The 23796-nt window shown below is 63.5% G+C and carries 25 protein-coding genes and 2 pseudogenes; 18 read left to right on the top strand and 9 right to left on the bottom strand.

Going from position 1 to position 23796, the window contains the following annotated elements:
- Positions 1 to 14: 14 nt before the first annotated feature.
- Both AC07Y0_RS04665 and AC07Y0_RS04660 read right to left on the bottom strand, forming a co-directional pair.
- Positions 15 to 1874, bottom strand: a complete 1860-nt coding sequence (locus AC07Y0_RS04665; RefSeq protein WP_498674989.1) for a glycosyltransferase family 2 protein — start codon at positions 1872 to 1874, stop codon at positions 15 to 17.
- A gap of 69 nt (positions 1875 to 1943) precedes the next feature.
- Positions 1944 to 2924, bottom strand: a complete 981-nt coding sequence (locus tag AC07Y0_RS04660; RefSeq protein WP_498674987.1) for a UDP-glucuronic acid decarboxylase family protein — start codon at positions 2922 to 2924, stop codon at positions 1944 to 1946.
- A gap of 342 nt (positions 2925 to 3266) precedes the next feature.
- Here AC07Y0_RS04660 and AC07Y0_RS04655 point away from each other — a divergent pair.
- The 3 genes and pseudogenes from AC07Y0_RS04655 to AC07Y0_RS04645 form a co-directional block, all read left to right on the top strand.
- Positions 3267 to 3416: pseudogene (locus AC07Y0_RS04655) on the top strand (transposase); the annotation flags it as partial.
- Positions 3417 to 3611: 195 nt separating this feature from the next.
- Positions 3612 to 4060 (top strand): annotated as a pseudogene (locus AC07Y0_RS04650) (calcium:cation antiporter); the annotation flags it as partial.
- Between the two features lie 155 nt (positions 4061 to 4215).
- Positions 4216 to 5439 (top strand): OpgC family protein, encoded by a 1224-nt coding sequence (locus tag AC07Y0_RS04645; RefSeq protein WP_498674985.1) that lies wholly within the window; start codon positions 4216 to 4218, stop codon positions 5437 to 5439.
- A 77-nt stretch (positions 5440 to 5516) separates the two neighbouring features.
- Here AC07Y0_RS04645 and AC07Y0_RS04640 read toward each other — a convergent pair whose 3' ends face one another.
- Entirely contained in the window at positions 5517 to 6719 is a 1203-nt protein-coding gene (locus AC07Y0_RS04640) for a pyridoxal phosphate-dependent aminotransferase (protein ID WP_498674983.1), read from the bottom strand.
- Between AC07Y0_RS04640 and AC07Y0_RS04635 the strand changes: the two genes are divergently transcribed.
- The 4 genes from AC07Y0_RS04635 to AC07Y0_RS04620 all read left to right on the top strand — a co-directional run bounded on the left by AC07Y0_RS04635 (position 6709) and on the right by AC07Y0_RS04620 (position 9971).
- Complete coding sequence (locus tag AC07Y0_RS04635) at positions 6709 to 6879, top strand: hypothetical protein (protein WP_498674981.1); 171 nt, start codon at positions 6709 to 6711, stop codon at positions 6877 to 6879. The two genes, AC07Y0_RS04640 and AC07Y0_RS04635, sit on opposite strands and share 11 nt — an antisense overlap.
- A gap of 58 nt (positions 6880 to 6937) precedes the next feature.
- A complete protein-coding gene (locus AC07Y0_RS04630; RefSeq protein ID WP_498674979.1) occupies positions 6938 to 7861 on the top strand; it encodes an EAL domain-containing protein in 924 nt (307 codons plus the stop codon).
- Positions 7862 to 8026: 165 nt separating this feature from the next.
- Positions 8027 to 8491 (top strand): hypothetical protein, encoded by a 465-nt coding sequence (locus tag AC07Y0_RS04625; RefSeq protein ID WP_498674977.1) that lies wholly within the window; start codon positions 8027 to 8029, stop codon positions 8489 to 8491.
- 313 nt (positions 8492 to 8804) lie between these two features.
- The gene (locus AC07Y0_RS04620; RefSeq protein ID WP_498674975.1) at positions 8805 to 9971 is read left to right on the top strand and encodes a PQQ-dependent sugar dehydrogenase; all 1167 of its coding nucleotides are present in this window, start codon (positions 8805 to 8807) and stop codon (positions 9969 to 9971) included.
- On the opposite strand, the gene AC07Y0_RS04615 is transcribed toward AC07Y0_RS04620, so the two are convergent.
- The gene (locus AC07Y0_RS04615; protein WP_498674973.1) at positions 9968 to 10597 is read right to left on the bottom strand and encodes a DUF1176 domain-containing protein; all 630 of its coding nucleotides are present in this window, start codon (positions 10595 to 10597) and stop codon (positions 9968 to 9970) included. The genes AC07Y0_RS04620 and AC07Y0_RS04615 overlap by 4 nt on opposite strands.
- Before the next feature lie 118 nt (positions 10598 to 10715).
- On the opposite strand from AC07Y0_RS04615, the gene AC07Y0_RS04610 reads away from it, so the two are divergent.
- The 3 genes from AC07Y0_RS04610 (at position 10716) to AC07Y0_RS04600 (ending at position 12861) form a co-directional block, all read left to right on the top strand.
- A complete protein-coding gene (locus AC07Y0_RS04610) occupies positions 10716 to 11606 on the top strand; it encodes a DMT family transporter (RefSeq protein WP_498674971.1) in 891 nt (296 codons plus the stop codon).
- Positions 11607 to 12066: 460 nt separating this feature from the next.
- A complete protein-coding gene (locus AC07Y0_RS04605) occupies positions 12067 to 12282 on the top strand; it encodes a cold-shock protein (protein WP_454746489.1) in 216 nt (71 codons plus the stop codon).
- Between the two features lie 150 nt (positions 12283 to 12432).
- Positions 12433 to 12861 carry a BA14K family protein gene (locus AC07Y0_RS04600; RefSeq protein WP_498674968.1) on the top strand — a complete coding sequence of 143 codons (429 nt, stop codon included), beginning with the start codon at positions 12433 to 12435 and terminating at the stop codon, positions 12859 to 12861.
- Between the two features lie 76 nt (positions 12862 to 12937).
- On the opposite strand, the gene AC07Y0_RS04595 is transcribed toward AC07Y0_RS04600, so the two are convergent.
- Positions 12938 to 13585: an MBL fold metallo-hydrolase gene (locus tag AC07Y0_RS04595; protein WP_498674966.1), complete on the bottom strand. Its 648-nt coding sequence runs from the start codon at positions 13583 to 13585 to the stop codon at positions 12938 to 12940.
- A 257-nt stretch (positions 13586 to 13842) separates the two neighbouring features.
- On the opposite strand from AC07Y0_RS04595, the gene AC07Y0_RS04590 reads away from it, so the two are divergent.
- Genes AC07Y0_RS04590 through AC07Y0_RS04575 form a run of 4 tightly spaced genes read left to right on the top strand, consistent with a single transcriptional unit; the run spans position 13843 to position 17083 of the window.
- The gene (locus AC07Y0_RS04590; RefSeq protein ID WP_498674964.1) at positions 13843 to 14358 is read left to right on the top strand and encodes a MarR family winged helix-turn-helix transcriptional regulator; all 516 of its coding nucleotides are present in this window, start codon (positions 13843 to 13845) and stop codon (positions 14356 to 14358) included.
- A 1-nt stretch (position 14359) separates the two neighbouring features.
- Positions 14360 to 15061, top strand: a complete 702-nt coding sequence (locus tag AC07Y0_RS04585; protein WP_028735674.1) for a response regulator — start codon at positions 14360 to 14362, stop codon at positions 15059 to 15061.
- Positions 15062 to 15095: 34 nt separating this feature from the next.
- Positions 15096 to 16475, top strand: a complete 1380-nt coding sequence (locus AC07Y0_RS04580; protein ID WP_498674962.1) for an ATP-binding protein — start codon at positions 15096 to 15098, stop codon at positions 16473 to 16475.
- A 23-nt stretch (positions 16476 to 16498) separates the two neighbouring features.
- Positions 16499 to 17083, top strand: a complete 585-nt coding sequence (locus tag AC07Y0_RS04575) for a DUF1349 domain-containing protein (RefSeq protein WP_498674960.1) — start codon at positions 16499 to 16501, stop codon at positions 17081 to 17083.
- Positions 17084 to 17097: 14 nt separating this feature from the next.
- Here the strand turns inward: AC07Y0_RS04575 and AC07Y0_RS04570 are convergent, their stop codons facing one another.
- From AC07Y0_RS04570 to AC07Y0_RS04555, 4 genes are all read right to left on the bottom strand, one after another.
- Entirely contained in the window at positions 17098 to 17457 is a 360-nt protein-coding gene (locus AC07Y0_RS04570; protein WP_498674959.1) for a tRNA-binding protein, read from the bottom strand.
- Positions 17454 to 18272 (bottom strand): pyrroline-5-carboxylate reductase, encoded by an 819-nt coding sequence (gene proC, locus AC07Y0_RS04565; protein WP_498674957.1) that lies wholly within the window; start codon positions 18270 to 18272, stop codon positions 17454 to 17456. The genes AC07Y0_RS04570 and proC overlap by 4 nt, the downstream gene beginning before the upstream one ends.
- 2 nt (positions 18273 to 18274) lie before the next feature.
- Positions 18275 to 18775: a type III secretion system chaperone family protein gene (locus tag AC07Y0_RS04560; protein WP_028735679.1), complete on the bottom strand. Its 501-nt coding sequence runs from the start codon at positions 18773 to 18775 to the stop codon at positions 18275 to 18277.
- A 470-nt stretch (positions 18776 to 19245) separates the two neighbouring features.
- Positions 19246 to 19506, bottom strand: a complete 261-nt coding sequence (locus tag AC07Y0_RS04555; RefSeq protein ID WP_498674955.1) for an accessory factor UbiK family protein — start codon at positions 19504 to 19506, stop codon at positions 19246 to 19248.
- Between the two features lie 191 nt (positions 19507 to 19697).
- Between AC07Y0_RS04555 and lgt the strand changes: the two genes are divergently transcribed.
- From lgt to AC07Y0_RS04535, 4 genes are all read left to right on the top strand, one after another.
- Positions 19698 to 20543, top strand: coding sequence for a prolipoprotein diacylglyceryl transferase (gene lgt, locus AC07Y0_RS04550; RefSeq protein ID WP_498674952.1), 846 nt, complete (start codon positions 19698 to 19700; stop codon positions 20541 to 20543).
- Between the two features lie 21 nt (positions 20544 to 20564).
- Positions 20565 to 21665, top strand: coding sequence for a class I SAM-dependent methyltransferase (locus tag AC07Y0_RS04545; RefSeq protein WP_498674950.1), 1101 nt, complete (start codon positions 20565 to 20567; stop codon positions 21663 to 21665).
- 124 nt (positions 21666 to 21789) lie between these two features.
- Positions 21790 to 22584 (top strand): peptidoglycan editing factor PgeF, encoded by a 795-nt coding sequence (pgeF, locus tag AC07Y0_RS04540; protein ID WP_498674949.1) that lies wholly within the window; start codon positions 21790 to 21792, stop codon positions 22582 to 22584.
- 1 nt (position 22585) lies between these two features.
- Positions 22586 to 23737: a M24 family metallopeptidase gene (locus tag AC07Y0_RS04535; RefSeq protein WP_498674948.1), complete on the top strand. Its 1152-nt coding sequence runs from the start codon at positions 22586 to 22588 to the stop codon at positions 23735 to 23737.
- Positions 23738 to 23796 lie beyond the last annotated feature (59 nt).

Raw genomic sequence — 23796 nt, 5'->3', positions numbered from 1 at the left:
TTTTCACTCCGGTTTCAATACTCTTCAGCGCGGGGATTCCAGCGCGGCTCGAATCTCAGTTCTGGCTCGCCCGACATCGATTGGCCGGCGCCGGAGTAGGAGTAGATCCGTCGCGTCAAGGAGAAAGCGGTAATGCCCTCGTTCCAGGCCGCTAACCCCTTCAGTCCGTTATCGTGAACGGCGAGGCTGATACCGCCGCTCAACGTCGCGAACAGGACTGCGACCAGCAGGCCCTGCGCGGTTCGCGGCAGGAAGTCTGACCCATTCTCCAGACTGTGCCGGATCAGTACGAGGAGCGTGAGACCGCCATAAATGACGGCATTCATGATATTGAACACGTAGAAGCCGGCAGCCGTGCCGGGGTCGCGCACCAGCCAAGCCGTGGCGGCAGAAACGAGCGCAAGGAAGAGATAAGGAGCGATCACCCGGAAGGGCAGCGGCGCCGTGCTCTTTTGACCTTTAGGGGTAACGCGGAAATCCGCGACCCGGCCGCCCAGATGGTCGATGATCGCCGCCACCGTGCCGATAAGAGACCAGGGCCAGCGCAAGAAGAGAAAGGCGATGCCTTCCCAGGAGAGGATCTTCGCATCCGCGGGACGGAACATTCCTGTCGAGCGCCACCAGTAGGCCAGGATGAGAACCACCGTCGAGACCGGAAGCATATGCGTGAAGAAATCGAAATAGGTCGCGTTGACCATCGGCGCGCCGCTCAGCAGCGAGTAGAGCGGCATCACGTACATCATCGCCATCATGACCGAAAACAGCGGATACCAGAACTGCGAGAACAGGAACTGGAACCGAATGCGCCCATGGAGCCTCGGCATGTAGGTCGGCGAGTATTTCAGAAGGATCGTCATCAGGCTGCGCGACCACTGAAACTCCTGCACGACGAGGTCGGTGAAGGTTTCCGGCCCCGCGCCGTGCGCGATCGCGTTGACGGCATGGACCCCGCGCCAGCCGCCGGCATTGAACAGCAGGGTGGTGGAGTGGTCCTCTGCGAGTTCCGGACCAAGGCCGCCGATCTGCTTCAACGCAGCTGTGCGAACCGTGTAATGCGAGCCGATGCAGAGCGGGCCCCACCCCGAATTGTATCCGACTTGCAATGCCCCATGCAGGCTGGCCTCGACATAGAGCCGTCCCCGCGCCGCCCAGTTTTGCTCGGCATTGGTGTCGCAGATGCTCGGTGCTGACACGTAGCCGACCTTCGGGTCGATGAAGGGCGCCACGGCGCGCTTCAGATATCCGGGAGACGGCACGTGGTCGGCGTCGAACTGGGAGACGATGTCATAGCGGCTGTAGCCGTAATGATCGTAGAAATAGGCGAGATTGCCTTCCTTGCAGCGTGCCCGCCGGGGCCAGTCGGCCCGCTGGTAGTCCTCGGCACCGCGCCGGGTCGAGACCCGAACGCCATTTTCGTGACACCATGCGAGTGTTTCGACGCTCGGTGCCTCGTCCGCGAGCCAGACGTCGTGCCGCACGCCCTCCTGATGCAGCGCCCCGAGCAGCGTCTTCTGCACGACGGCCAGCGGTTCGGACGGAGCCTTGGTCACGACGGCCGCGATCCGCCAGTCGGACGGCACGTCCACGTTGTCCACAGGCACCGTGGCGAAGGCGAAGATGAAGATGAAATAGGCCGGGATCAGCGTGATCCAGGCGAGCGCGATGGTCACCGCGATGTAGCGCGGATAGCTTTTGACATGCGCGCTGTCGAACCACCATTCGCCGAGATAGCCGACGCAGCCGAGCCAGACGAGGATTCCGATCCAGTTGACCGCCTTTCGCCAACCGGAAAACACCGGCTGCAGAAGCTGCCCGTCCGCGACTCGAACCTTCGACTGGAAGGTGCCGTCTCCGATATGCGGGATCGCGCTCATCGCCGCCCGCCTTTCGGCTGCGGCGGGAAATCGGCACGTGGAAACCACTGTCCCTGAGATTGCATGGCGTCACGCGAACTCCGGAACGGTCTCGACCGCCGCCGTCATGGCGCGGCCGAAATGGTCGATGGTTGGGCGCAGCCCGTCCGCGATATCGACTCTCGGCCGCCAGCCGAGCAGGGTCGTCGCCCTCGAGATGTCGGGACAACGGACCTTGGGGTCATCGACGGCATTCGCCAGATGCACGATGCGCGAACGGGATCCTGTCATGGCCAGCACGAGTTCGGCCAGTTCGTTGATGGCGATCTCGTGGGGGTTGCCGAGGTTGACCGGCTGTGGATGCTCGCCGTCGAGTTCCATCAGCAGCAAGATACCGTCGACCAGATCATCGACGTAGCAGAAGGACCGGGTATAGCTTCCATCGCCGTAGACCGTCAGGTCCTCACCTGCCAGCGCCTGGACGACGAAATTCGAGACCACCCGGCCATCATCGGCACGCATGCCGGGCCCGTAGGTGTTGAAGATGCGCACGACCCGCACGTCGGCGCCGCGGACCCGGTGATAGTCGTGGAGCAGGGTCTCGGCACAGCGCTTACCCTCATCGTAGCAGGCGCGCGGTCCCATCGTCTTCACGTTGCCGTTGTAGCTCTCCCGCTGAGGATGCTCGAGCGGGTCCCCGTAGACCTCGGAGGTCGAGGTGTGCAGCAATCGGGCATCGTTTGCCAGGGCCAGCTCAAGCATGTTGCGCACGCCGAGCACGCTGGTGAGCGCCGTCTTGATGGGATCGGCCTGATAGGCGGGCGGCGAGGCCGGACACGCGAGGTTAAAGATGCGATCGACCTTCAGCGACAACGGCTCGCAGATGTCGTGATGCAGGAAACGGAAGTTCTCGTGGCGCCGGAGTTCGTCCACATGCTGCGGCATTCCTGAGGTCATGTCGTCGACGCAGATGACATGGTCGCCCTGCAGCAACAGTCTCTTGCAGAGATTGAATCCAATAAAGCCTGCACCGCCGGTAACGAGAGATACTCTTGAAACGCTGACTGTCATTTCCGGATGCCCCCCGAACGCTTGAACTCAATGCATTTGGGCTTACGCCCCTTACCTAGTTATATTGATATGTTAGAATACCTTAAAATTCTAGGGGTGAATTTCCGTAGAGCCGTGTTAGTGCTATTTTAACCAATAAAAGTCAGAGCACTGCGTTTACACCGCCCGATCAGAGCAGTGCTGGCAGCAAGCTGACGGGACAAATCATGGTGGCAATGCTGCGCGCCGGCCCGCTTGGCCGTTACGTCCTCTCCCTAAGCATGTTCGACGAGCTGAACGTGCCCCCCCCCGGAAATGTCCCCGGTTTGAGGTTCGTCTATTCTCCGGAGAAGGAGACGGAGAATGATGCGTTCCCGTTTCAGCGACGAGCAGGTCATCGGTAAATTGAAGGAACATCAGGTCGGGCTTTCGGCTGTTGAGCTGTGCCGCAAGTATGGTGTCAGCGACGCGACCTGTTACAGGTGGGGTTCGCGGTATGGCGGCATGGAAATGGTCGAGGCCAAACTGTGTTTCGGCGTGATGCGGAGGATCAGAAGAACAAGGTCAGATGCCGTGATGCGAAAGGCTCCGCCATGCCGATTGATGATCGGCAGTGAAGCCCGAAAACACTGCGGATCTGCGGCCCCGGCTGCAGATCACAGCCACAAACAAAGGCGCGAACACGATCCCGCCGACGCGGATGCGCCGACGGCCCGCTCGATCGGCGTCATCCTGTTCGGCGTCGTTCTGATCGGCGTGCTCGCCGAGCTCATGTCGACCTTCATGAACACCGGCCTCAAGGAGATCGGCGCGCCGATCGCGCTCACCACCCCCTCGTCGCCGGCATTTCCGCCGGGCCAGAGATCCTGACCGCACTTCACGCCGCCCTTGCCGACCGCATGCAGGCGACGGTCAGCATCGCCATGGGCGCCTCGCTCTCCACCGTCATCCTGACCGTAGCCGTCATCGAGGCGATCGCGCTCTACACCGGCCAGCCCTTCATCATGGCGATGAAGCCGGTGCAAACCGTGATGGTCGCCATCACGCTGATCGCGGCGGCGATCAACCTCAACGACGGCGAAACCGACGCAATCGAAGGCATGACCCATTTCATCCTGTTCGCCACCTTCATCATGCTGTCCGTCCTCGGCCTTTGACGGCTTTTCCTCACCCGGAAGGGCGGAACTTTTCCCACCCTTGCCGCTTTCCCCGGACATGGAACCCAACTTGGTGAGTGGTTCGCCCCATTCTCACCAAGATGGCGGGCCAGAAACCTCCCGCGGTCGCGGGGGGCAAACTCGGGAGCCGAATCTTGAAGAGACTCGACATCATCGACGGCATGCGCGGCTATTTTCTGGTCTTCATGCTGATCAACCATCTGGTCTTCACCGGCGGCCTCTGGCTCGTCCAGATCAACCACCGCAACCTGGCCTTCGTCGAGGATGCGCAGGGCTTCGTCTTCCTGTCCGGCCTGCTGACAGGGATGGTCTATGCCCGCAAGATGATGAAGGATGGCTATGCCGTCGCCCGGGACCGGATCTGGTCGCGGGTCTTCGAACTCTACCGCTACGCCATGGGGATCGTGCTGGTGATTCTCGCCCTGCAGCTCATGCTGCCCGGTGCCGCGGAGATCTGGACCAACTGGCTCGGCGCAACCCGAGTGGACGATCCGCTGCGTCTCGCAGCCATTGCCGGCTTCCTGTTCCAGCCGACCTTCATGGACATCCTCCCGCAATACATCATCTACATGTTCTTCGCCCCGGCCATCATCTGGCTCTGCCTCCAGGGTCGGTGGAAGACGGTCGCGATCATTTCCGTGCTGGCCTGGATGGCCGCCCAGCTCGGACTGCAACGCATCGTCACCTATCCGGTCAGCGACTGGCTGTCCGGCGGTGCAGCGTCGGAAAAGGAGGGCATTCGCGCCTCGTTCAACCTGCTCGGCTGGCAGATCGTCTTCTTTGCCGGCCTGCTCGCCGGAACGCTGACCTCGATGAAGAAGGTTGAGTGGACCCGCATCTTCGATCCCCGCAAGGATTTCATCGCCAAGGCGGCGCTGGCCGTCTGCGCCTTCTTCCTGCCGCTGCGCATCCTCACTGCCCACGGCATGATGCCGGGTATCGTGCTGGAAAAATTCGGCCTCATGGAAGTGCGCGCCGACTTCGGTCCGGTCTATCTCCTGAACTTCGCCGCCGTCGCCTATGGCCTCGCCTGGCTGCTGATCGCCGGCCCGCGCCACGAGAACGCGACGATCCGCAAGATCGCCTCGACGCTCACTGGCCTGTTCTCGCTGAGCTATTTGCAGCTGCTCGGCCGGCATTCGTTGCAGATCTATGTCTGGCACGTGCTGATCGTCTACGGCGTCTTCTATCTCGACGGTCGTTTCGGCGCCTTCTCCGACGCGACCAAGACCGTGATCACCTTCGGCTCTCTGGCACTGCTCAGCCTGCCCGCGCTGTGGCGCGAGCGCAACCGCACGCCCGCCACTCCGGCACCCGCGCCGGCCAAATTGCCGGCGACCATGAAGATCGCCACCTGACGGCAGTCATATCACCAACCAAAGAAAAGGGCGGGACCGCGAGGCCCCGCCCTTTCCCAGTCCGTCTATTGCAGCACCTATTTGCAGGCCGCGCAGAAACGCTGGATGCGCTTGCAGGCTTCTTCCAGCTGTTCTTCCGACGTCGCGTAGGAGATGCGGAAGTTCGGGCCGAGGCCGAAGGCCGAACCGTGCACGACGGCCACGCCTTCCGATTCCAGCAGTTCGCTGACGAAATCCTCGTCCGTTTCCATGACCTTGCCCGACGGAGCGGTCTTGCCCATCAGCCCGGCGCAGGACGGATAGACGTAGAAGGCACCTTCCGGCGACGGGCAGACGATGCCCTTGGCCTGGTTCAGCATCGAGACCACGAGGTCGCGGCGGCCTTCGAAGATCTTCTTGTTGGCCGGGATGAAGTCCTGCGGACCGTTGAGCGCCTCAACGGCGGCCCACTGGGCGATCGAGCAGGCGCCCGAGGTTTGCTGGCCCTGGATCATGTCCATGGCCTTGATCAGCTCGAGCGGACCGGCCGCATAGCCGATGCGCCAGCCGGTCATGGCATAGGCCTTCGACACGCCGTTCATCGTCAGCGTGCGGTCGTAGAGCTTCGGCTCGACCTCGACCGGGGTGACGAACTTGAAGTCGCCATAGGTCAGGTGCTCGTACATGTCGTCGGTCAGGATCCAGACATGCGGGTGCTTGACCAGCACGTCGGTCAGCGCCTTCAGCTCGTCATGGCTATAGGCGGCACCCGACGGGTTGGACGGCGAGTTGAAGATGAACCACTTGGTCTTCGGCGTGATGACGCTTTCGAGTGCAGCCGCCGTCAGCTTGAAGTTGTTTTCCTGCTTGGTCGAGACGAACACCGGCGTACCGCCGCACAGCGCCACCATTTCCGGGTAGGAAACCCAGTAGGGTGCAGGCACGATGACTTCATCACCCGGGTTGAGGGTCGCCATCAAGGCGTTGAAAAGAATCTGCTTTCCGCCGGTGCCGACGATGGTCTGCTCAGGCTTGTAGTCGAGGCCGTTCTCGCGCTTGAACTTCTCGGCGATCGCCTTGCGCAGTTCCGGAATGCCCGAAACCGGCGTGTACTTCGTCTCGCCGCGGTTGATCGCGTCGATCGCCGCCTTCTTGATGTTGTCGGGCGTATCGAAGTCCGGCTCGCCGGCGCCAAGGCCGATCACGTCGCGGCCCTTGGCCTTCAGCTCGCGGGCTTTCTGCGAGACTGCGATGGTTGCGGAGGGCTTTACACGGGAAAGAGCGTCGGCAATGAAGGCCATTGTGATTGTCCTGAAGCTGTTGATCGGCGGAACCTCGATCGGCCAAGGCCCCAGGTTCAAGTTCTATGGCGAAATCGCTCCCGCGTTTCAAGCGGAAAGCGGCACGGCGCGGGCAATCGCCAAAGTTTTCATTTTTAAGTCTTTCTTAACGCGCCGGTAAGTCTTCGGCGATAGACTTGCGTGCAATTTCGATTCCAAACAATCATGACGCGAAGCCGATGACCACGAACAGCATCTACGCTCAGCTCGTCAAGACAGGAGACGCATGGTCGGCGGCCTATGGCCCCTTCGTGCTGCGCTCCGCCCTGCAGCCGATTTTCAAGAGGGTGGCCGACGGTGTCTTCGACATTCATGCCTTCCAGGGACTGGTGCGGGCCGAGCGCAACGGAGAGGCCTATCCGCCGTCGCAATTCTTCTCTCTGGTCGCCCCTGAGGATCTGCCTGCCGTCGACAGCCTGCTGCGCAGCATCCACATCCTCAATGCCGGCCTGATGCAGCGGGAACGGACACTGGTGCTGGTGAGCTTCCAGCCGCAGCTTTTCACCGACGGCGTCGAGCTGCGCCACGAACTCGACCGCATCCGCCTCGCCGCCCATGAGGCCAGACTGGCGCCCGAACGCATCGTGTGCGACGTGTCGGCCGGCAGCTCTAACGGCAAGGTCTTGGCCCGGACGATCGAGCAGTTGCGCCGCGCCGGCCTGCGCATCTCGATGTCGAACTACGAGGCGAGCGAGCATGACATCCAGGATGTGCTGGCGCTGCGACCCGACTTCGTCCGCTTCGACGGGGACTGGGTTCGGGAATATCTGCACAATTCCGCGGGCTTCGCCCTGCTTCGCGTCATCGTCCGGCAGTTGCAGGACGAGGGCATTGAGCCGATCTTCGAGCGCCTGGAGGAGACCTGGCAGGTCGATCTCTGCCTCGACCTCGGCGTGACCTTGCTGCAGGGCTACGCGCTGGCACGGCCGCAGATCGCCCCCACGGCGTTCAACGACGAGTTTCCGGAAATGCTGCTGCCGCCGTCAGAGCCGGCAACCGCCCCGGCAGCGCAGTCGCAAGCCCAGCCGCAGCCCCCTTCGCCGGCGGCACAGCGTCGCGAGCCCGGGCTGCGCCCGCCCCGCGTGTTCGGCAAGAGGCGCTAGCAGGCCTCTCCCGCAGGCATCGTGCTCAACCGTGAGGCAGGCATCGATTTCGCCACGATATCGCCACGACAAATACCGGATGACGCCGCAATTCGGTCCCCGTGAAGCCCTCAAACGGGGTTCTTCTCGCTCGCATTGCACGAATTCAATTGCGAGGACTGACGAATGTTTCTGGAAGACGAGAGTTCCGAAGCGCGTCCCTGGTTCCAACGGTTCTTTGAGCGCGGCCGCGTGGCGTTTGTCGGCCTGTTCGCCTGCGCCGCCATGTTGATCGGTCTGGCCGCCACTGCCCGTGCCGAGACCGTGCAGGCGCAGCCGCCGGGCAACGCCGCCATCGTCCTTTCCCTCGCCGCCGCCCCGGATGCCAGCGATCAGGCACAGCCGTCGCAACTGGCGACCGCGGTCACCGTTGATCCGATGCCGACCGCCTCGACTCCGATCGTCGCCCCGCGGCTGGTCACCACCCCCACCGGCCTCGCGCTGCCGCGGGCCGAGACGCTCTCCGACAGGTACATCCTTCTCGGCCTGATGATGGTCTGCTTCGCCGCGATGGCGGCGGGCAGCCTGGCGCTCTGGCGCCGCAGCCTGAAGGAACTGTTCCGGGCGGAGACGGGCCGCCGTCGTGTCTGAACATGGCGCCCGCGACCGCCCGCCCCTGTGGCGCCGTCTCGGCCCGGCCGAGCGTGCCGTGGCCCTCTGCCTTGTCATCGTCGCGATCGGCGGCCTGTTGCTGATCGCCGACGGGCTCTACATCAAGGCCAAGGCGGCGGATTTCCTCCCTTCTTCGGGTGCAACGTCCCTCGGACCCTCCGTTCCGCAAGTGCTTGACGACCGGAGGCGCGCCTCAGGCCCGGTGCGCCCGGCGGTCCCGTTCTTGGGCTCGCCCCTTGCCAACGCAGCTTCACTCCCCAGATAGAACTCTGGATCACAGGAAGGCCGCCAGATGTTCAGGACCACCGCAAGACAAAGCCCGGGCTATTGCGTGCGATCAACGGCCTATGCCGCGCTCGCCCTTGTGCTGGCGGCAGCTCCGGCCATGGCAGCCGATCGCTTTTCCTCGAAGAAGGCAGAGCTGGAAGTCACCGTGCTTGCGACCGGCCTCGAACATCCGTGGTCGGTCGAAGTGCTGCCGGACGGCGCCTATATCGTCACCGAGCGGCCCGGACGGCTGCGGATCGTGCGGGACATGAAGCTCGGCGAACCGATCGCCGGCCTGCCCGAACTCTTCGTCGGCGGCCAGGGCGGCCTGCTCGACATGGCCCTCTCTCCCGACTTCCCCGAAAGCCGGAAGCTCTATTTCACCGCCTCCATACCCGGGGCCGGAGGCCAGGGAACGGCGCTCTTCGCCGCCCGCCTGTCCGACGACGAGGCGAAGCTGGAAGACGTCGAAAAACTCTTCGCCATGAACCGCTTCACCGACACCACCCAGCATTTCGGCTCGCGCATCGCGATCGCCAGGGACGGCAGCCTGTTCTTCGGCATCGGCGAGCGTGGCGACATGGATCGGGCGCAGGACCCGCAGGATCATGCCGGCTCGATCCTGCATGTCGGCACGGACGGCAAGCCTGCTGCCGGCAACCCCTTCGCCGATGGCGGCAAGGGCCTCCCCGAGATCTGGTCGATCGGCCACCGCAATCCGCAAGGCATCGTCATCGATCCCGCCGACGGCACGCTCTTCACCGTCGAGCATGGTGCGCGCGGCGGCGACGAGATCAACGCGCCGAAAGCCGGCAGCAATTACGGCTGGCCGGTCGTCTCCTACGGCAAGCATTATTCCGGCGCGGAAATCGGCATAGGCCAGTCGGCCGAGGGCTATGAACTGCCCGTCCACTATTGGGATCCGTCGATCGCACCGGGTGCCATCGATGTCTACCGCGGCGCCATGTTTCCGGAATGGGATGGCGACTTTCTCGTCGCCGCCCTCAAATACGAACTCCTGGCCCGCATCGAACGCGACGAGAGCGGCGCGATCATCGGCGAGGAACGCCTGATCGCTGGCGAATACGGGCGCCTGCGCGACGTAAAGGTCGCCCCGGACGGCTCCGTCCTGCTGGTGACAGACGAGGAAGACGGCCAGTTGCTGCGCGTCAGCCGCGCCGTCTCCCCCTAGTCCGCTGATCGAGGCGGACCTGCCCAGACCGGCGTCCAGTTCTGCGGCCCGCCAAGGTCATTGGCGTCGCAGGCGCCTTTGACCCGCTGGTCCATCAGCACGAGCACATGGTTGTTGCGCGTCAGGTCGACATGCCACCGGTACCACGAACCGCAATCGCCGGAGCCCCGGCCACGGTGAAAGGACGTCAGTGTCTTCGTCGAGGGTTCGTAGGTCAGATTGTAGGCGATCATCAGGATTGACGGCCCCTCCTTTGTCATGTCCGGAAACACGATGCGGTGGAGGCTGGCTTCGTCGATGCCGAAATAGAGGGCGTACGGTTCGTTGTAGGCACCGGGCGTGCCGCAGGGCATGAGAACCAGACGATTGCCCTCAGCGTCCTCCAGGTCCGTGCCGGGCGCGAACCGGAGCCTCGCCTCGTCCACATGACAGGGGGAGGCTTCCTGCGTGAACGCCGGGAGAATGGGCGCCGGTATCGCGTCATAGCCGTCGATCGCTTTCGCGACAGATCGTTCCGTCGCCGGCATTACGCCGCTTGGTTCGGTGGCACACGTCGCACCGGCAGCCGCCGTCGCGGCGCTGGCGATCGTCAGCAGTCCCCTCGTCAATACTCGCGCTGCCGTCATGTTCCTGTTCGTTTCCGGATGTCTCTCGCCGAACGTTCGTCCCGACGTTCGACCTTGTCGAACACAAAATCAACTGTTACGCCTCGCCTCCCACCATCCATCCGCGATCCGGAACCCCATGTCTCGCATCCAGGCCAATCTCCTCCTCCTTCTCGCCGCCGCGATCTGGGGCGGGGGCTTTGTCGCGCAGTCGGAGGCGATGGAATGGCTTGGCCCCAACTGGTTCAACGCGCTGCGTTTCACGCTGGCGACGCTCGCCGTATTGCCCTTCGCGCTCCGCGAGGGGAAAGGCGCCGGCCGGCCCCTGGCACTTCGCGACTATGGCTGGTTCCTGCTGGTCGGCCTCTCCCTGCTCGCCGCACAGACCCTTCAGCAGATCGGCATCCAGTCGACCAGCGTCACCAATGCCAGCTTCCTCACCGGCCTCTATGTCGTTCTCGTTCCGGTGATCGCCGTCGCCGCCCTGCGGCGTCGTCCGCACTGGGTCATCTGGCCCGCCGCATTGCTGACCGTGCTCGGCATCCTGCTGCTGAACGGCGGATCGCTCTCGGCGCTCGGCGACGGCGACATCCTCGTCATTCTGTGCGCCGTCTTCCTCGCCGTGCAGATCACCCTGACACCGATCGCGGTCAGGATCAGCGAACGGCCTTTGGCGCTCGCCACGGTGCAGTTCGCCGTCTGTGGCCTCGGCGCCGGGCTCGCCGCCACGGCGCTGGAGCCGATCAGCACCGGCGCCATCGCCGCCGCCCTGCCCGAGATCCTCTATGGCGGATTGCTCTCCTCGGGCCTCGCCTTCGTCCTGCAGATCATCGGCCAGCGCTACACAACCGCCCCACAGGCGGCGATCTTCCTGTCGTCGGAGGCGCTGTTCGGCGCGCTGTTCGGTGCGGTGCTGCTGGCGGAATCGCTTCCCGGCATCGGCTATGTCGGCTGCGGCCTGATCTTTGCGGCCATGCTGCTGGTGGAACTCGTGCCGGAGCTGACCAGGCGGCGGGCCCTTGCCGCCTAGCGACTACTTCACCCGATCCGAAAACACGCCAACTTTTCCTAATGAAGGAAGGTTTTGACCAAAAAAAATGCATCGCTCGCGATGCAATCCGCGTCGGGCGAGCAAAATATTTCGCCGAAGAGGCCTCAAGCCCTGAGAATAGGGGCTTTCGGCTCGCCAACCACCGCCGGAAGTTGGAAAACTTTCGCTTGCCAATTTTTAATAAACCAAGCACTCTTTGCGGGTTCGGGCAATTTTTGCAAGCACGGGAAGACCTTATAACACATGCGCGCCGGAGACGCCAAAAGTTCCGGGCAGGTTATGCACTGTAGAGGCGAGTATACTTGCTTTTTTGGCGCCGGCTTGCGGTAACAGGGGCCCCTTTCCTCAAATGTCGAGAAATGCCTGTCGAGCACCCGGTTACGGGTAACATTGCAATGCTGCCCCGCCGACACAGGGCAGAGAGAAAAGGACCTGACGCATGGCCGAGACTGGCATCGTAAAATTCTTCAACACCGACAAGGGCTTTGGCTTCATCAAGCCTGATAATGGCGGCGCGGACATCTTCGTACACATTTCCGCCGTCCAGGCTTCCGGACTGCAGGGACTTTCTGAAAACCAGAAGGTCAGCTACGACACTGAACCGGATCGTCGCGGCAAAGGGCCGAAGGCCGTCAACCTGCATATCGCCGGCTGACACTGACATTTTGCTTCGGCACTGGCTTTTCCGCCCGGCAGGTTTGCCGGGTTTTTTCGTTCAGGCTGCATTCAGCCTTTCGCCCCTATCCTGACTTCATTGTTCGCTATACGCGACGAAGACAATTGCAGGTTACAGGAAGGCAGAGCCATGATGAACTTCGCGAAATATTCCCTGCTGTCGGCTGCGATCGCCATCGTGCCGCTGGCTGCATCGACCCAGGCCAATGCGGGCGACTATTACCGGCGCCATCACAATGAGGACGCGCTCGCCGCCGGTGCCATCGGTCTGGCCGCCGGCCTCGTCACCGGATCATTGATCGCCAGCCAGCCGCGCACCGTCTATGTCGAACCTGAGCCCGTCTATATGGAGCCGGCACCGCGTCGCGTCTATGTCGAGCCGGAGCCGGTCTATGTCGACGACTACCCGCCGGCACCGCGCCCGGTCTATGGCGCAGCCGTCGAGCCGTGGTCGCCGGAATGGTATGACTACTGCTCGGCTCGCTACCGCAGCTTCAATGCCCGCTCGGGCACCTATGTCGGCTACGACGGCCGCTCGCATTTCTGCACCGCCGGCTGAGCCGGCAGCGTTCGAACCCAAGAGAAATGCGCCGCACCGCCGGCGCATTTTTTGTTTCAGCCTTGCAAATGCGCGCTCAGATCCCGCGCAGGAAGGGATTGGTGCGACGCTCCTCGCCGATCCGTCCGCCCGGCCCGTGGCCGCAGATGAAACCGACATCGTCGCCGAGCGGCAGCACCTTGTCGCGGATCGAGGCGAGCAGCGTCTGATGATCCCCGCCGGGCAGGTCGGTCCGGCCGATCGAACCGGAAAACAGCACGTCTCCGACGTGTGCGAAATTCTGTGCGCGGTTGAAGAAGATGACATGGCCCGGCGCATGACCCGGGCAGTGGAAGACCTCGAATTCATGCGCGCCGAACGACACCCTGTCGCCCTCTTCCAGCCAACGATCCGGCACGGTGTTGCGCACCTTCATCGGAACGTTGAACATCAGCGCCTGCTGCTCGAGCTTCTGCAACAGCGGCAGGTCGTCCTTGTGCGGACCGACAATCTCGATGCCGAGGGCTTCTTTCAGTTCCTGCGCCCCGCCGGCATGGTCGATATGGCCATGGGTCAGCCAGATCTCCTTGAGCGTGATGCCGTTTTCCTTGAGCGTCTGGAGGATCACGACGACATCGCCACCGGGATCGACGATCACACCCTCGTGCGTATCGCTGTCGAACAGGATCGTGCAGTTCTGCTGGAAGCGTGTCACCGGAATGATCCCGGCCTGCATTTGTCCCATGGGGCGGTTCCTTCTTTTCGCGCAGGCAGCGCATAACACGTCCCAGACAAAACTCAAATCCGCGCAACCTTGCCGGTAAACTGTGCGATCCCGGTAATTTCGTTGGAGTTTTTCCCCGTCTGCGCTTAGTTTTGCGGCAAAACGGGTGCCGGCCTGACGGTCGTATCGCACTCATCGGGAATGACCGGCAGCCATTGCCGCGGCAGGTCGATAAGACCGCCGCCCAACAGGCGCCGCCAGAACAAGGAAGTGACAAAGTGGCTCGACAGTCTGCGGGTAAGGCTGCCAGGAAAGAACTGCCGGAAATGCCGGTGGTCGACGACAAGACCATCGATTTCGAGACGATCGAACTCCTGTTCTTCGCCTATCGCGATTTCGTCTCGGATCCCGACGCGATCCTCGCCAAGATCGGCTATGGCCGCGCGCATCACCGCGTCGTCTATTTCGTCAGCCGCCGTCCCGGCATGACGGTCGCCGACCTGCTCAACATCCTGCAGATCACCAAGCAGAGCCTCGCCCGCGTGCTGAAGGAACTGATCGACTCGGGCTATATCCGCCAGATGGCCGGCCCGGCCGACCGCCGCCAGCGCCGCCTCTACCCGACGCTGGCCGGTCGCGAACTGGCGCTTGCCCTGTCCGAACCGCAGTCGCGCCGCATCGCCAAGGCGTTGGAGGGCTTCACCCCCGCCATGCGCGAGGGCGTGCACAAGTTTCTGGAAGGCATGAGCCGCTCGGATACAGTGCAGCCCGCGGACACGGCCGGAGTGGACTGACATGGCGCGCAAGATCTTCATTGCCGATGATGCGCCCCATCTCCTCGTCGTCGACGACGACACGCGCATCCGCGACCTGCTGCAACGCTATCTCTCGGAACAGGGCTTCCGTATCACCGTCGCTGCCGATGCCGGAGAGGCAAGGCGCAAGCTCGAAGGCCTGCACTTCGACCTTCTGGTGCTCGACGTGATGATGCCGGGCGAATCCGGCCTGTCGCTGACCCGCAGCATCGCCGCCGACAAGCAGATCCCCGTCATCCTGCTGACTGCCCGCTCGGAGGCGGAATCGCGTATCGCCGGTCTTGAGGCCGGTGCCGACGACTACCTCGCCAAGCCGTTCGATCCGCGCGAACTGGTGCTGCGCATCAACAACATCCTGAAGCGCAACCTGAACGCCGACCAGCCGAAGATCGAGCAGGTCATGTTCGGGCCGTATAGTTTCTCCATCCTGCGCAAGGAACTGAAGCGCGGGCCGGAAGTGATCAAGCTCACCGACCGCGAGCAGGACATCATGCTGCTTTTCGCCACCCGCGCCGGCGACACCATTCCGCGCCACGAACTGATCGGCAACGACACCGAAGTCGGCGAGCGCACGATCGACGTGCAGATCAACCGGCTGCGCCGCAAGATCGAGGACGACCCGGCCAATCCGGTCTGGCTGCAGACCGTGCGCGGCATCGGCTACCGGCTGAGCATGGACTAGCGCCGGTCGGCGCAGCAACGGAAGCGAAGGCAAGATGACGCTGTTCGACAGCATCCGCAGGGACAATGATCGTTCGCCCGGCGGGCTCAAGGGCCTGTCGCGCTGGCTGAGGCACCAGTTGCCGACCGGCCTCTATGCGCGCTCGCTGCTGATCATCATCCTGCCCATGCTGATCCTTCAGACCGTTCTGGCCGCCGTCTTCATGGAACGTCACTGGCAGATGGTGACGGAGCGCATGTCGAGCGCCGTCACGCGCGACATCGCCGCCATCATCGCCCTGATCGAGGCCTATCCGGCGGACGTCGATTTCAAGAACGTCGTGCGCATTGCCCGCGACAAGCTGAACATGACGGTCTCGATGGAAGCGGGTGGGCAACTGCCGGCGACGCGGCCGAAGCCGTTCTTCTCGATCCTCGACCAGATCCTCTCCGACCAGATCGAAAACCAGATCGCCAAACCGTTCTGGATCGACACGGTCGGTGATTCCCGTCTGGTCGAGATCCGCATCGCGCTCGACCAGGGCGTTCTCCGCATCTTCGCCCGTCGCAACTCGGCCTATGCCTCCAACACCCACATCTTCCTCTTGTGGATGGTCGGCACTTCGTTGGTGCTGATCGTCATCTCCACGCTCTTCCTGCGCGGCCAGATCCGGCCGATCCTGTCGCTCGCCAAGGCGGCGGAGAGCTTCGGCAAGGGCCAGCGACCGCCGGAGGACTTCAGCCCCCGCGGCGCCGACGAAGTGCGCCGTGCCGGCCTCGCTTTCATCCTGATGCGCGAGCGCATCGAACGGCAGATGGAACAGCGCACCGCCATGCTGACCGGCGTCAGCCACGACCTGCGCACCATCCTCACGCGCTTCAAGCTGCAGCTGGCGCTCGCCGGCGACAATCCCGACCTCCAGGGCCTCAACCAGGACGTCGACGACATGCAGACCATGCTCGAAGGCTACATGGCGTTTGCTCGTGGTGAAGCCGAGGAGGATGTCGGCAAGCTGAGGCTCGGCGAACTGTTCGACAAGCTGAAGGCGGACTTCGAACTGCACGGCAAGGCGCTCACCTACCACATCGAAGGCGACGAGGAGGTGTCCGTCCGGCCAAACGCCTTCACCCGCCTTGTCACCAACCTCGCCTCCAACAGCCGCCGCTATGCCGACCGCGTCGAGATCGAGGCGAAGCACAGCGCGAAATGGCTGACGATCGTGATCGACGATGACGGTCCCGGCATTCCGGCCGACTATCGCGACGACGTGTTCAAGCCGTTCTTCCGCCTCGACGAGGCGCGCAATCTCGATGCGTCGGGGACTGGGCTCGGCCTGGCGATCGCCCGCGACATCGCCCGCAGCCATGGCGGCAATGTGACGCTGAGCGACAGCCCGCTTGGCGGCCTGCGCGCCACGATCCGGGTGCCGGCCTGATGCCCGATCAAGGAGGGCCACCCATGTCGACGGACTGGAACGCCATGACCTGGCTCAACCCGCCACCGTGCACGCATGTGGAGCCCGAGGGCCTGCATGTCGTCACCGGCCATGAAACCGACTTCTGGCAGAAGACCTATTACGGCTTCCACCACGACAACGGCCATTTCCTCCACCAGCCCCGCACAGGCGAGTTCACCATCGAGACGCGTTTCACCGGCCGCTTTGAGGCGCTCTACGATCAGGCTGGCCTGATGGTCCGGCACGATGAGCGCCACTGGCTGAAATGCGGAATCGAATTCACCGACGGCCTTTGCCATCTGAGCACGGTGGTCACCGTCGCTGGCCGCTCCGACTGGTCGGCCTTTGCGCTTGCGGATTTCTCCGGTGCGCTCGAACTTCGCCTGAGCCGGCTCGGCGATGCCATGTTCGTGCAATACCGCGTACGGCCCGAAGGGCTCTGGCGGATGGCGCGGCTTGCGTATTTTCCGCCCGGTCTGGAAAGTCTGGATGTCGGGGTGATGGCCTGCTCGCCGCAACGCGCCGGCTTCGAGGTGGTGTTCCACCAATTCCGGGTGAGCGATCCGGCGAGCCGCGACATCCACTGACGCCGCGGACGGCCTCACATCATCTTCATGCCGTTCGGCACCGGCTGCTCGACCGCCGCAAGCACGATCGCGCCGTTTTCGTCGGCAAAGCCGAGCGTCAGCACTTCGGAGCGGAACGGACCGATCTGGCGCGGCGGGAAATTGACCACGCCCAGCACCTGCCGGCCGATCAGGCTCTCCGGCGTGTAGTGCACGGCAACCTGCGCCGACGATTTCTTGATGCCGATCTCGGGGCCGAAATCGATCTTGATCTTGATCGCCGGCTTGCGCGCTTCCGGAAAGGGCTCGGCCTCGACGACCGTTCCGACGCGGATATCCACCTTCTCGAAATCGGCATAGCCGATCTCGGGCTGAACCCTGGTCGTCTCGCTCATCCGGCCAGTTCCTCGGCCCGCTTGCGCGCCGCCTCAATCGCCTGGTCGAACAACGGCTGCATGCCGCCCTCGGCCATCAGCACGGCCAGGGCTGCCGCTGTCGTTCCGCCCGGCGAGGTTACGTTCTGCCGCAGTTTCGCGGCGGCGTCGGGGGACTGGTGAAGCAGTTCACCAGCCCCCGCGACCGTCTCCCGTGCGAGACGCATGGCCAGGTCCGCCTGCAGGCCGGCTTTGCGGCCCGCCTCAGCCATGCACTCGACGAGATAAAACACATAGGCCGGGCCGCTGCCCGACACGGCCGTCACCGCATTGATCTGCTCCTCGCCGTCCAGCCATTCGACCGGGCCGGAAACCTTGAGGAGACGATGAACCACGTCGCGCTGCTCGGCGCTGACGGCATCATTGGCGAAGGCGCCGGTCACGCCGCGACCGATCATCGCCGGCGTGTTCGGCATGGCGCGCACCATGGCGGCGGCGCCCAGATGTTGTTCCATGAAGGCAAGCGTCTTGCCGGCAGCAACCGAAACCACGACGGTCTGCGGTCCGACCAGCGCCTTGAGCGGCGGCAGAACCGCCTCCATCACCTGCGGCTTGAGGGCAAGGAACAGGATACCGGCCTTGAGACCGGCGGGCACCTCCCTGGTGTACGTCGCGCCGGCATCGGCGATCTGCTTCAGCATGGCCTCCGACGGACCAGGGTCGATCACCGTGACGGAAGACCCCGGCACGCCGCTCTTCAACCAGCCGGACAGCATGGCGCCGCCCATATTGCCGGCACCGACGAGTACGACGGATCCCATCGTCGAATAGGTCATGCTCAGGCTTCTCCGGCTGTTTCGAAAAGAACCGCTTCCATGGCGCTCTTGGCGTCCATGCCGGACCAGACCACGAATTGGAACGCCTGGAAATAGGCTTCGCACGCATCGACCGCGCTCGACAGCAGGACTTCCACCTGGCGATTGGTCGGCTCGGCACCACCGGCCAGCAGCAGCGACTGGCGGAAGATCACCACGTCCTCGTGCCGCCAGATGTCGAAATGGCCCATCAGCACCTGCCCGTTGATGTGCGACAGGAGCCTGATGACCTCGTTGACGCGCGCTTCCGGAATTTTCAGGTCGAAGGCGGAAGCGAGATGCAGCGCCTCGAACTCTTCCATCCACGAGAAGGACACGTGGTAATCGGCCCATCGCCCCGCGACCGTCATGGCGAGTTCATCCTCGCCCGAGCGCTCGAACGACCAGTCGTTGTTCGAAGCGACGAATTCGATCATGTCGACCGGGTTGGACTGTCGTTCGAATTCAAATTCCATCAGGCTCATGCGACACCTTCTTGACCGGGATGAATGCGATATTTCGAGTGGCGACACCCAAGGACACAGACAAATTAACCGGATACAACACTAGGAATGATTACCTATGGACCCCAGGATACAACACCCACCCTGTCCGAAACTTGCGCAGGTCCGTTTCGAATCATCATTTAAAATCAGTGTATAATGGCGAAGACCAAGTACCAGCCCCGAAACGGCGTTTTGGCCAACGGGTCTGTGGACAGCAGTTGCGGCACAACCTGTGCACTCGCCCTTAAACGACTCTGGCCATTGGCTTTTTTCCAGCCGCGAGCATGTGGAAAAATAACCTGTATGAACCCGCAGCCGGCAGCGGCGAAAGAAACCGGGCGGAAAAAGAAAAAGCCTGGCGCGAGGCTTCGCGACAGGCTGCGGAAGACGATGGATTCTGGTCGGAAAGGCCCTCAGACATGGGCCTCCCGGATACACGAAAAACGCGCTTACTTGGCTTTGGCCGCGAGCTTGGCCTCGAGCGCCTCGATGCGCTTCAGCAGGGCGTCGTTCTCGTCGCGCGCCTTGACCGCCATCTCGCGGACGGCCTCGAACTCCTCGCGCTTGACGACGTCCATGCCGTTCAGCCAGCGCTCGGCCTGCGAATGGAACGCGGTCTCCACCTCCTTGCGCACGCCCTGGGCGGCGCCGGCGGCATCGGTCATAAGCTTGGCGAATTCGTCCATAATACGGTTCGGGCCCGTCGACATGGCAGTGACTCCTCTTGCGTTCGATCCCTGGACGGTGTCCTCGGTAACAGCAGTTGAGGTAGGCATTCGACAGCACCGTTGCAAGCAAATTTCGCGCCCGCGCCCGCGTGCGTTCACGACGCGGCAAGATTCCATCTTGACCGTGCCATAGCGGAACGCCATTTTCCGGCAACATTAGAGAAAGAGCACCCTTGTCGTCAGCCGCCGAACTTCTTTCCATCCTGACCTTCCCGGCGATCGATCCGGTGGCCTTCTCCCTCGGCCCCCTGGCGATCCACTGGTACGGTCTCGCCTATGTCGCCGGCATCATGCTGGGATGGCTCATGGCGCGCGGCATGCTGCGCAATGAGAAACTCTGGCCGAACGACACGCCGCCCTGCACCGCCGCCCATCTCGACGATTTCCTCGTCTGGGTGGCGCTCGGCATCGTGCTCGGCGGCCGCATCGGCTACATCCTGTTCTACGATTTCGCCGCCATCGTCGCCGACCCGGTCCGCGCGATCGAGATCTGGAACGGCGGCATGTCCTTCCACGGCGGCTTCCTCGGCGCGACGCTGGCCATGGTCTTCTTCGCAAGGCGCAATGCGGTCCCGCTGTGGAGCCTGTTCGACATCGTCGCCAGTGTGGCGCCGCTCGGCATCCTGTTCGGCCGCATCGCCAATTTCGTCAACGGCGAACTCTGGGGACGCCCTTCGGACGTGCCCTGGGCCATGGTCTTCCCCACCGGCGGCCCCTTCCCGCGCCATCCGAGCCAGCTCTACGAAGCCCTTCTCGAAGGCCTGCTGACCTTCCTCGTGCTGCAGGTGGTCGCACGCCTGCTCGGCGGCTTCCGCCAGCCCGGCCTGGTCACCGGCTGTTTCGTCATTCTTTACGCCTTGTCGCGTATCACCGTCGAATTCTTCCGCGAACCGGATCCGCAACTCGGCTATCTCGCCGGCGGCTGGCTGACGATGGGCATGCTCTTGTCGTTGCCGATGCTTGCGGTCGGCGCCTGGGCGCTCCTGAGAGCCCGCCGCGCCGCCGGCCCGCGGTCGTGACGCGAACATGAGGCGCCCCGCATGACCACTGCCCTCGCCCAGAAGATCAAGTCCCTGATACTGGCCAACGGCCCGATCAGCGTGACCGACTATTTCGCACTCTGCCTCGCCGATCCCGAGCACGGCTATTACAAGACGCGCAATCCCTTCGGCCGGGCGGGCGACTTCGTCACAGCCCCCGAGATCAGCCAGCTGTTCGGCGAGATGGTCGGCATTTTCCTCGTCGTCGCCTGGCAGCGCCATGGCGAGCCGCTCGATGCCCGGATCGTCGAGATCGGTCCCGGCCGCGGCACGATGATGGCCGACATGCTGCGGGTCGTCGCAAGGCTCGCGCCCCGCCTTTACGAGACGGCGAGCATCCATCTCGTGGAAACCAGCCCGGCGCTGCAGACCGTGCAGCGCGAGACGCTGTCGGCCCATGGCGGCAAGATCGCCTGGCACACGAGCTTCGACGAAGTGCCGGAAGGCTTCTCGCTGATTGCGGCCAACGAGCTTTTCGACGCCATTCCGATCCGCCAGTTCGTCAAGACCCCGACCGGCTTTCGCGAGCGTATGGTCGGCCTCGATGCGGATGGCGAGCTGTGTTTCACCGCAGGCGTTGCCACGCTCGATCCGGCACTTCTGCCGCCGCGCCAGATCGCCCCGCCGGATGGCGAGATCTTCGAGATCGCCCCCGCCCGCCAGGCGGTGATGACCACGCTCTGCGACCGCCTGCTGAAGTGCCACGGCACGGCGCTGGTGATCGACTACGGCCACATGGTCAGCGGCTTCGGCGACACGCTCCAGGCCGTCCTGGCGCACGAATATGACCCGCCGCTCGCCCATCCGGGCATGGCGGACCTGACCAGCCATGTCGACTTCGAGAATCTCGCTCGCACCGCACTCGCGGCCGGCGTCCATGTCAACGGCTGCATGTATCAGGGCGACTTCCTGATCGGCCTCGGCATTGAGGATCGCGCGGCTTCGCTCGGCCGTGGCAAGGACGAACTGACGCAGGGCGAAATCGTCAAGGCGGTCGAGCGTCTGGCCGGCGCCGGAGAGGGGCGCATGGGCGAGCTCTTCAAGGTCATGGCGATCTCGAGCCCGGCCGTGGCCCTGCCCCCATTCAAGGGAGCCAATTGACAGGGGCGGCGGCGATAAGCCAACATCGCGCCGACTGAAACTGCGGCGGGATCCTTGTTTCCCTAATGTTTTCAGGGGCGAGGCGTTCGAATCGATCGCCCGCGCGCCGCTTCGGAGGCTGCTTATGCAGGACCACCCTTTGCCCGACCCGATCACCAGCCCCCTGTTTGCCGAAGCCGAGAGCAAGGGCATCCGCCATGGCTATTTCACCCGCAAGGGCGGTGTATCGCAGGGCATCTACCGCGGCCTGAATGTCGGTCTCGGCTCTCGCGACGAAAGGGAGAAGGTCGAGGAAAACCGTCGCCGCGTCACCGGCTGGTTCGGCCTTGCGCCTCAAAGACTGGCGACTGTGCATCAGGTCCATTCGCCGGACGTGGTGGTCGTCGACCGAACCTATGCCGGCGACCGCCCGACGGCCGATGCGCTCGTCACCGCCTCTCCCGGGGTCATCCTCGGCGTGCTTTCGGCCGATTGCGGCCCGGTGCTGTTTGCCGATGCCGAAGCGGGTGTCATCGGGGCTGCCCATGCGGGCTGGAAGGGTGCGCTCGGCGGCGTGCTGGAGAACACCATTTTGGCCATGCAGTCGCTCGGCGCGCGGCGCGAGGCGATCACCGCCTGCCTCGGCCCGTCGATCAGCGGCGCCAATTACGAAGTGGGACCGGAATTCGTCGATCGCTTCATCGCCGAGAACCCGGCCTTCGCCCAGTTCTTCTGCCCCTCGGAAAAGCCTGGCCATGCCATGTTCGACCTGCAGGGCCTGACGGTGAAGCGGCTGACCGATGCCGGGGTGCGGGCCGAAAGCCTCGGCATTTGCACCTATGCCGACCCTGACGCCTTTTTTTCCTACCGCCGCACGACCCATGCCGGCGAGCCTGACTATGGACGACAGATATCCGCGATTGCCATAAGGGAGGACTGACATGGCCCTGCACTTCGACGCGAGCGAATATGCCGTCCGGCTGGAGCGGTTGACCGCCAGCATGGCCGAGCAGAAACTCGACGCCATCCTGCTCTTTGCCCAGGAAAGCATGTACTGGCTGACCGGCTACGATACGTTTGGCTATTGCTTCTTCCAGACGCTGATCGTCAAGGCGGACGGCACGATGACGCTGCTGACGCGCTCGGCCGACCTGCGTCAGGCGAAGCAGACCTCCAACATCGAGAACATCGTCATCTGGGTCGACCGGGTGAACGCCGACCCGACCATGGACCTGCGCAATCTCCTGAGCGAGATGGACCTGCTCGGCGCGAGAATCGGCATCGAATACGACACCCACGGCATGACGGGCCGTGTCGCCCGCCTTCTCGACAACCAGCTCACCAATTTCTGCGAGATCATCGACGCCTCCTATCTCGTCAGCGAGCTGAGGCTGGTGAAAAGTGCGGCGGAAATCGCCCATGTGGAGCGGGCCGCCGCACTCGCCGACGATGCGCTGGACGCCGCGCTGCCGCTGATCAGGGCCGGCGGTGACGAGGCCGCGATCCTCGCCGCAATGCAGGGGGCGATCCTGGCCGGCGGAGGGGACTATCCAGCCAACGAATTCATCATCGGTTCCGGCTCGGATGCGTTGCTGTGCCGCTACAAGGCCGGACGCCGCGCGCTCTCCGACAAGGACCAGCTGACGCTCGAATGGGCGGGCGTCAGCGCACACTATCACGCCGCCATGATGCGCACGATCATCATCGGCGAGCCGAGCGCCCGCCACCGCGAGCTCTATGTCGCCTGCCATGAAACCATCAAGGCGATCGAGGAGGTTCTCCGCCCGAGCTTTACCTTCGGCGACGTGTTCGACACCCATGCGCGGATCATGGACGAGCGCGGCCTTGCCCGCCATAGGCTCAATGCCTGCGGCTATTCGCTTGGCGCCCGCTTCTCGCCTTCCTGGATGGAGCATCAGATGTTCCACACCGGCAATACGCAGCCGATCCTGCCCGACATGTCGCTCTTCGTGCACATGATCATCATGGACAGCGAACGCGAAACTGCGATGACTCTCGGCCACACCTATCTGACCACGGCCGAAGCGCCGCGCGCGCTCTCGCGCCATCCTCTCGAACTGCTGGTGCGGTAGCCGGCGGCCCCCTGAGACGACTGTCCCTCCTCTTCGCCGGCACTCTAAGGAATTGATAG

The organism is Allorhizobium sp. GW101-3B10 (assembly GCF_059424725.1).
Note: the sequence above shows the minus strand (reverse complement) of the source record. Positions and strands in the feature narration are given on the sequence as shown.

Coding starts and splice junctions, on each gene's coding strand:
- AC07Y0_RS04665 (WP_498674989.1), bottom strand. CDS start 1,874: ATGAGCGCGATCCCGCATATCGGAGACGGCACCTTCCAGTCGAAGGTT.
- AC07Y0_RS04660 (WP_498674987.1), bottom strand. CDS start 2,924: ATGACAGTCAGCGTTTCAAGAGTATCTCTCGTTACCGGCGGTGCAGGC.
- AC07Y0_RS04635 (WP_498674981.1), top strand. CDS start 6,709: ATGAAGGCCATTGTGATTGTCCTGAAGCTGTTGATCGGCGGAACCTCG.
- AC07Y0_RS04640 (WP_498674983.1), bottom strand. CDS start 6,719: ATGGCCTTCATTGCCGACGCTCTTTCCCGTGTAAAGCCCTCCGCAACC.
- AC07Y0_RS04630 (WP_498674979.1), top strand. CDS start 6,938: ATGACCACGAACAGCATCTACGCTCAGCTCGTCAAGACAGGAGACGCA.
- AC07Y0_RS04625 (WP_498674977.1), top strand. CDS start 8,027: ATGTTTCTGGAAGACGAGAGTTCCGAAGCGCGTCCCTGGTTCCAACGG.
- AC07Y0_RS04620 (WP_498674975.1), top strand. CDS start 8,805: ATGTTCAGGACCACCGCAAGACAAAGCCCGGGCTATTGCGTGCGATCA.
- AC07Y0_RS04615 (WP_498674973.1), bottom strand. CDS start 10,597: ATGACGGCAGCGCGAGTATTGACGAGGGGACTGCTGACGATCGCCAGC.
- AC07Y0_RS04610 (WP_498674971.1), top strand. CDS start 10,716: ATGTCTCGCATCCAGGCCAATCTCCTCCTCCTTCTCGCCGCCGCGATC.
- AC07Y0_RS04605 (WP_454746489.1), top strand. CDS start 12,067: ATGGCCGAGACTGGCATCGTAAAATTCTTCAACACCGACAAGGGCTTT.
- AC07Y0_RS04600 (WP_498674968.1), top strand. CDS start 12,433: ATGATGAACTTCGCGAAATATTCCCTGCTGTCGGCTGCGATCGCCATC.
- AC07Y0_RS04595 (WP_498674966.1), bottom strand. CDS start 13,585: ATGGGACAAATGCAGGCCGGGATCATTCCGGTGACACGCTTCCAGCAG.
- AC07Y0_RS04585 (WP_028735674.1), top strand. CDS start 14,360: ATGGCGCGCAAGATCTTCATTGCCGATGATGCGCCCCATCTCCTCGTC.
- AC07Y0_RS04580 (WP_498674962.1), top strand. CDS start 15,096: ATGACGCTGTTCGACAGCATCCGCAGGGACAATGATCGTTCGCCCGGC.
- AC07Y0_RS04575 (WP_498674960.1), top strand. CDS start 16,499: ATGTCGACGGACTGGAACGCCATGACCTGGCTCAACCCGCCACCGTGC.
- AC07Y0_RS04570 (WP_498674959.1), bottom strand. CDS start 17,457: ATGAGCGAGACGACCAGGGTTCAGCCCGAGATCGGCTATGCCGATTTC.
- proC (WP_498674957.1), bottom strand. CDS start 18,272: ATGACCTATTCGACGATGGGATCCGTCGTACTCGTCGGTGCCGGCAAT.
- AC07Y0_RS04560 (WP_028735679.1), bottom strand. CDS start 18,775: ATGAGCCTGATGGAATTTGAATTCGAACGACAGTCCAACCCGGTCGAC.
- AC07Y0_RS04555 (WP_498674955.1), bottom strand. CDS start 19,506: ATGTCGACGGGCCCGAACCGTATTATGGACGAATTCGCCAAGCTTATG.
- AC07Y0_RS04545 (WP_498674950.1), top strand. CDS start 20,565: ATGACCACTGCCCTCGCCCAGAAGATCAAGTCCCTGATACTGGCCAAC.
- pgeF (WP_498674949.1), top strand. CDS start 21,790: ATGCAGGACCACCCTTTGCCCGACCCGATCACCAGCCCCCTGTTTGCC.
- AC07Y0_RS04535 (WP_498674948.1), top strand. CDS start 22,586: ATGGCCCTGCACTTCGACGCGAGCGAATATGCCGTCCGGCTGGAGCGG.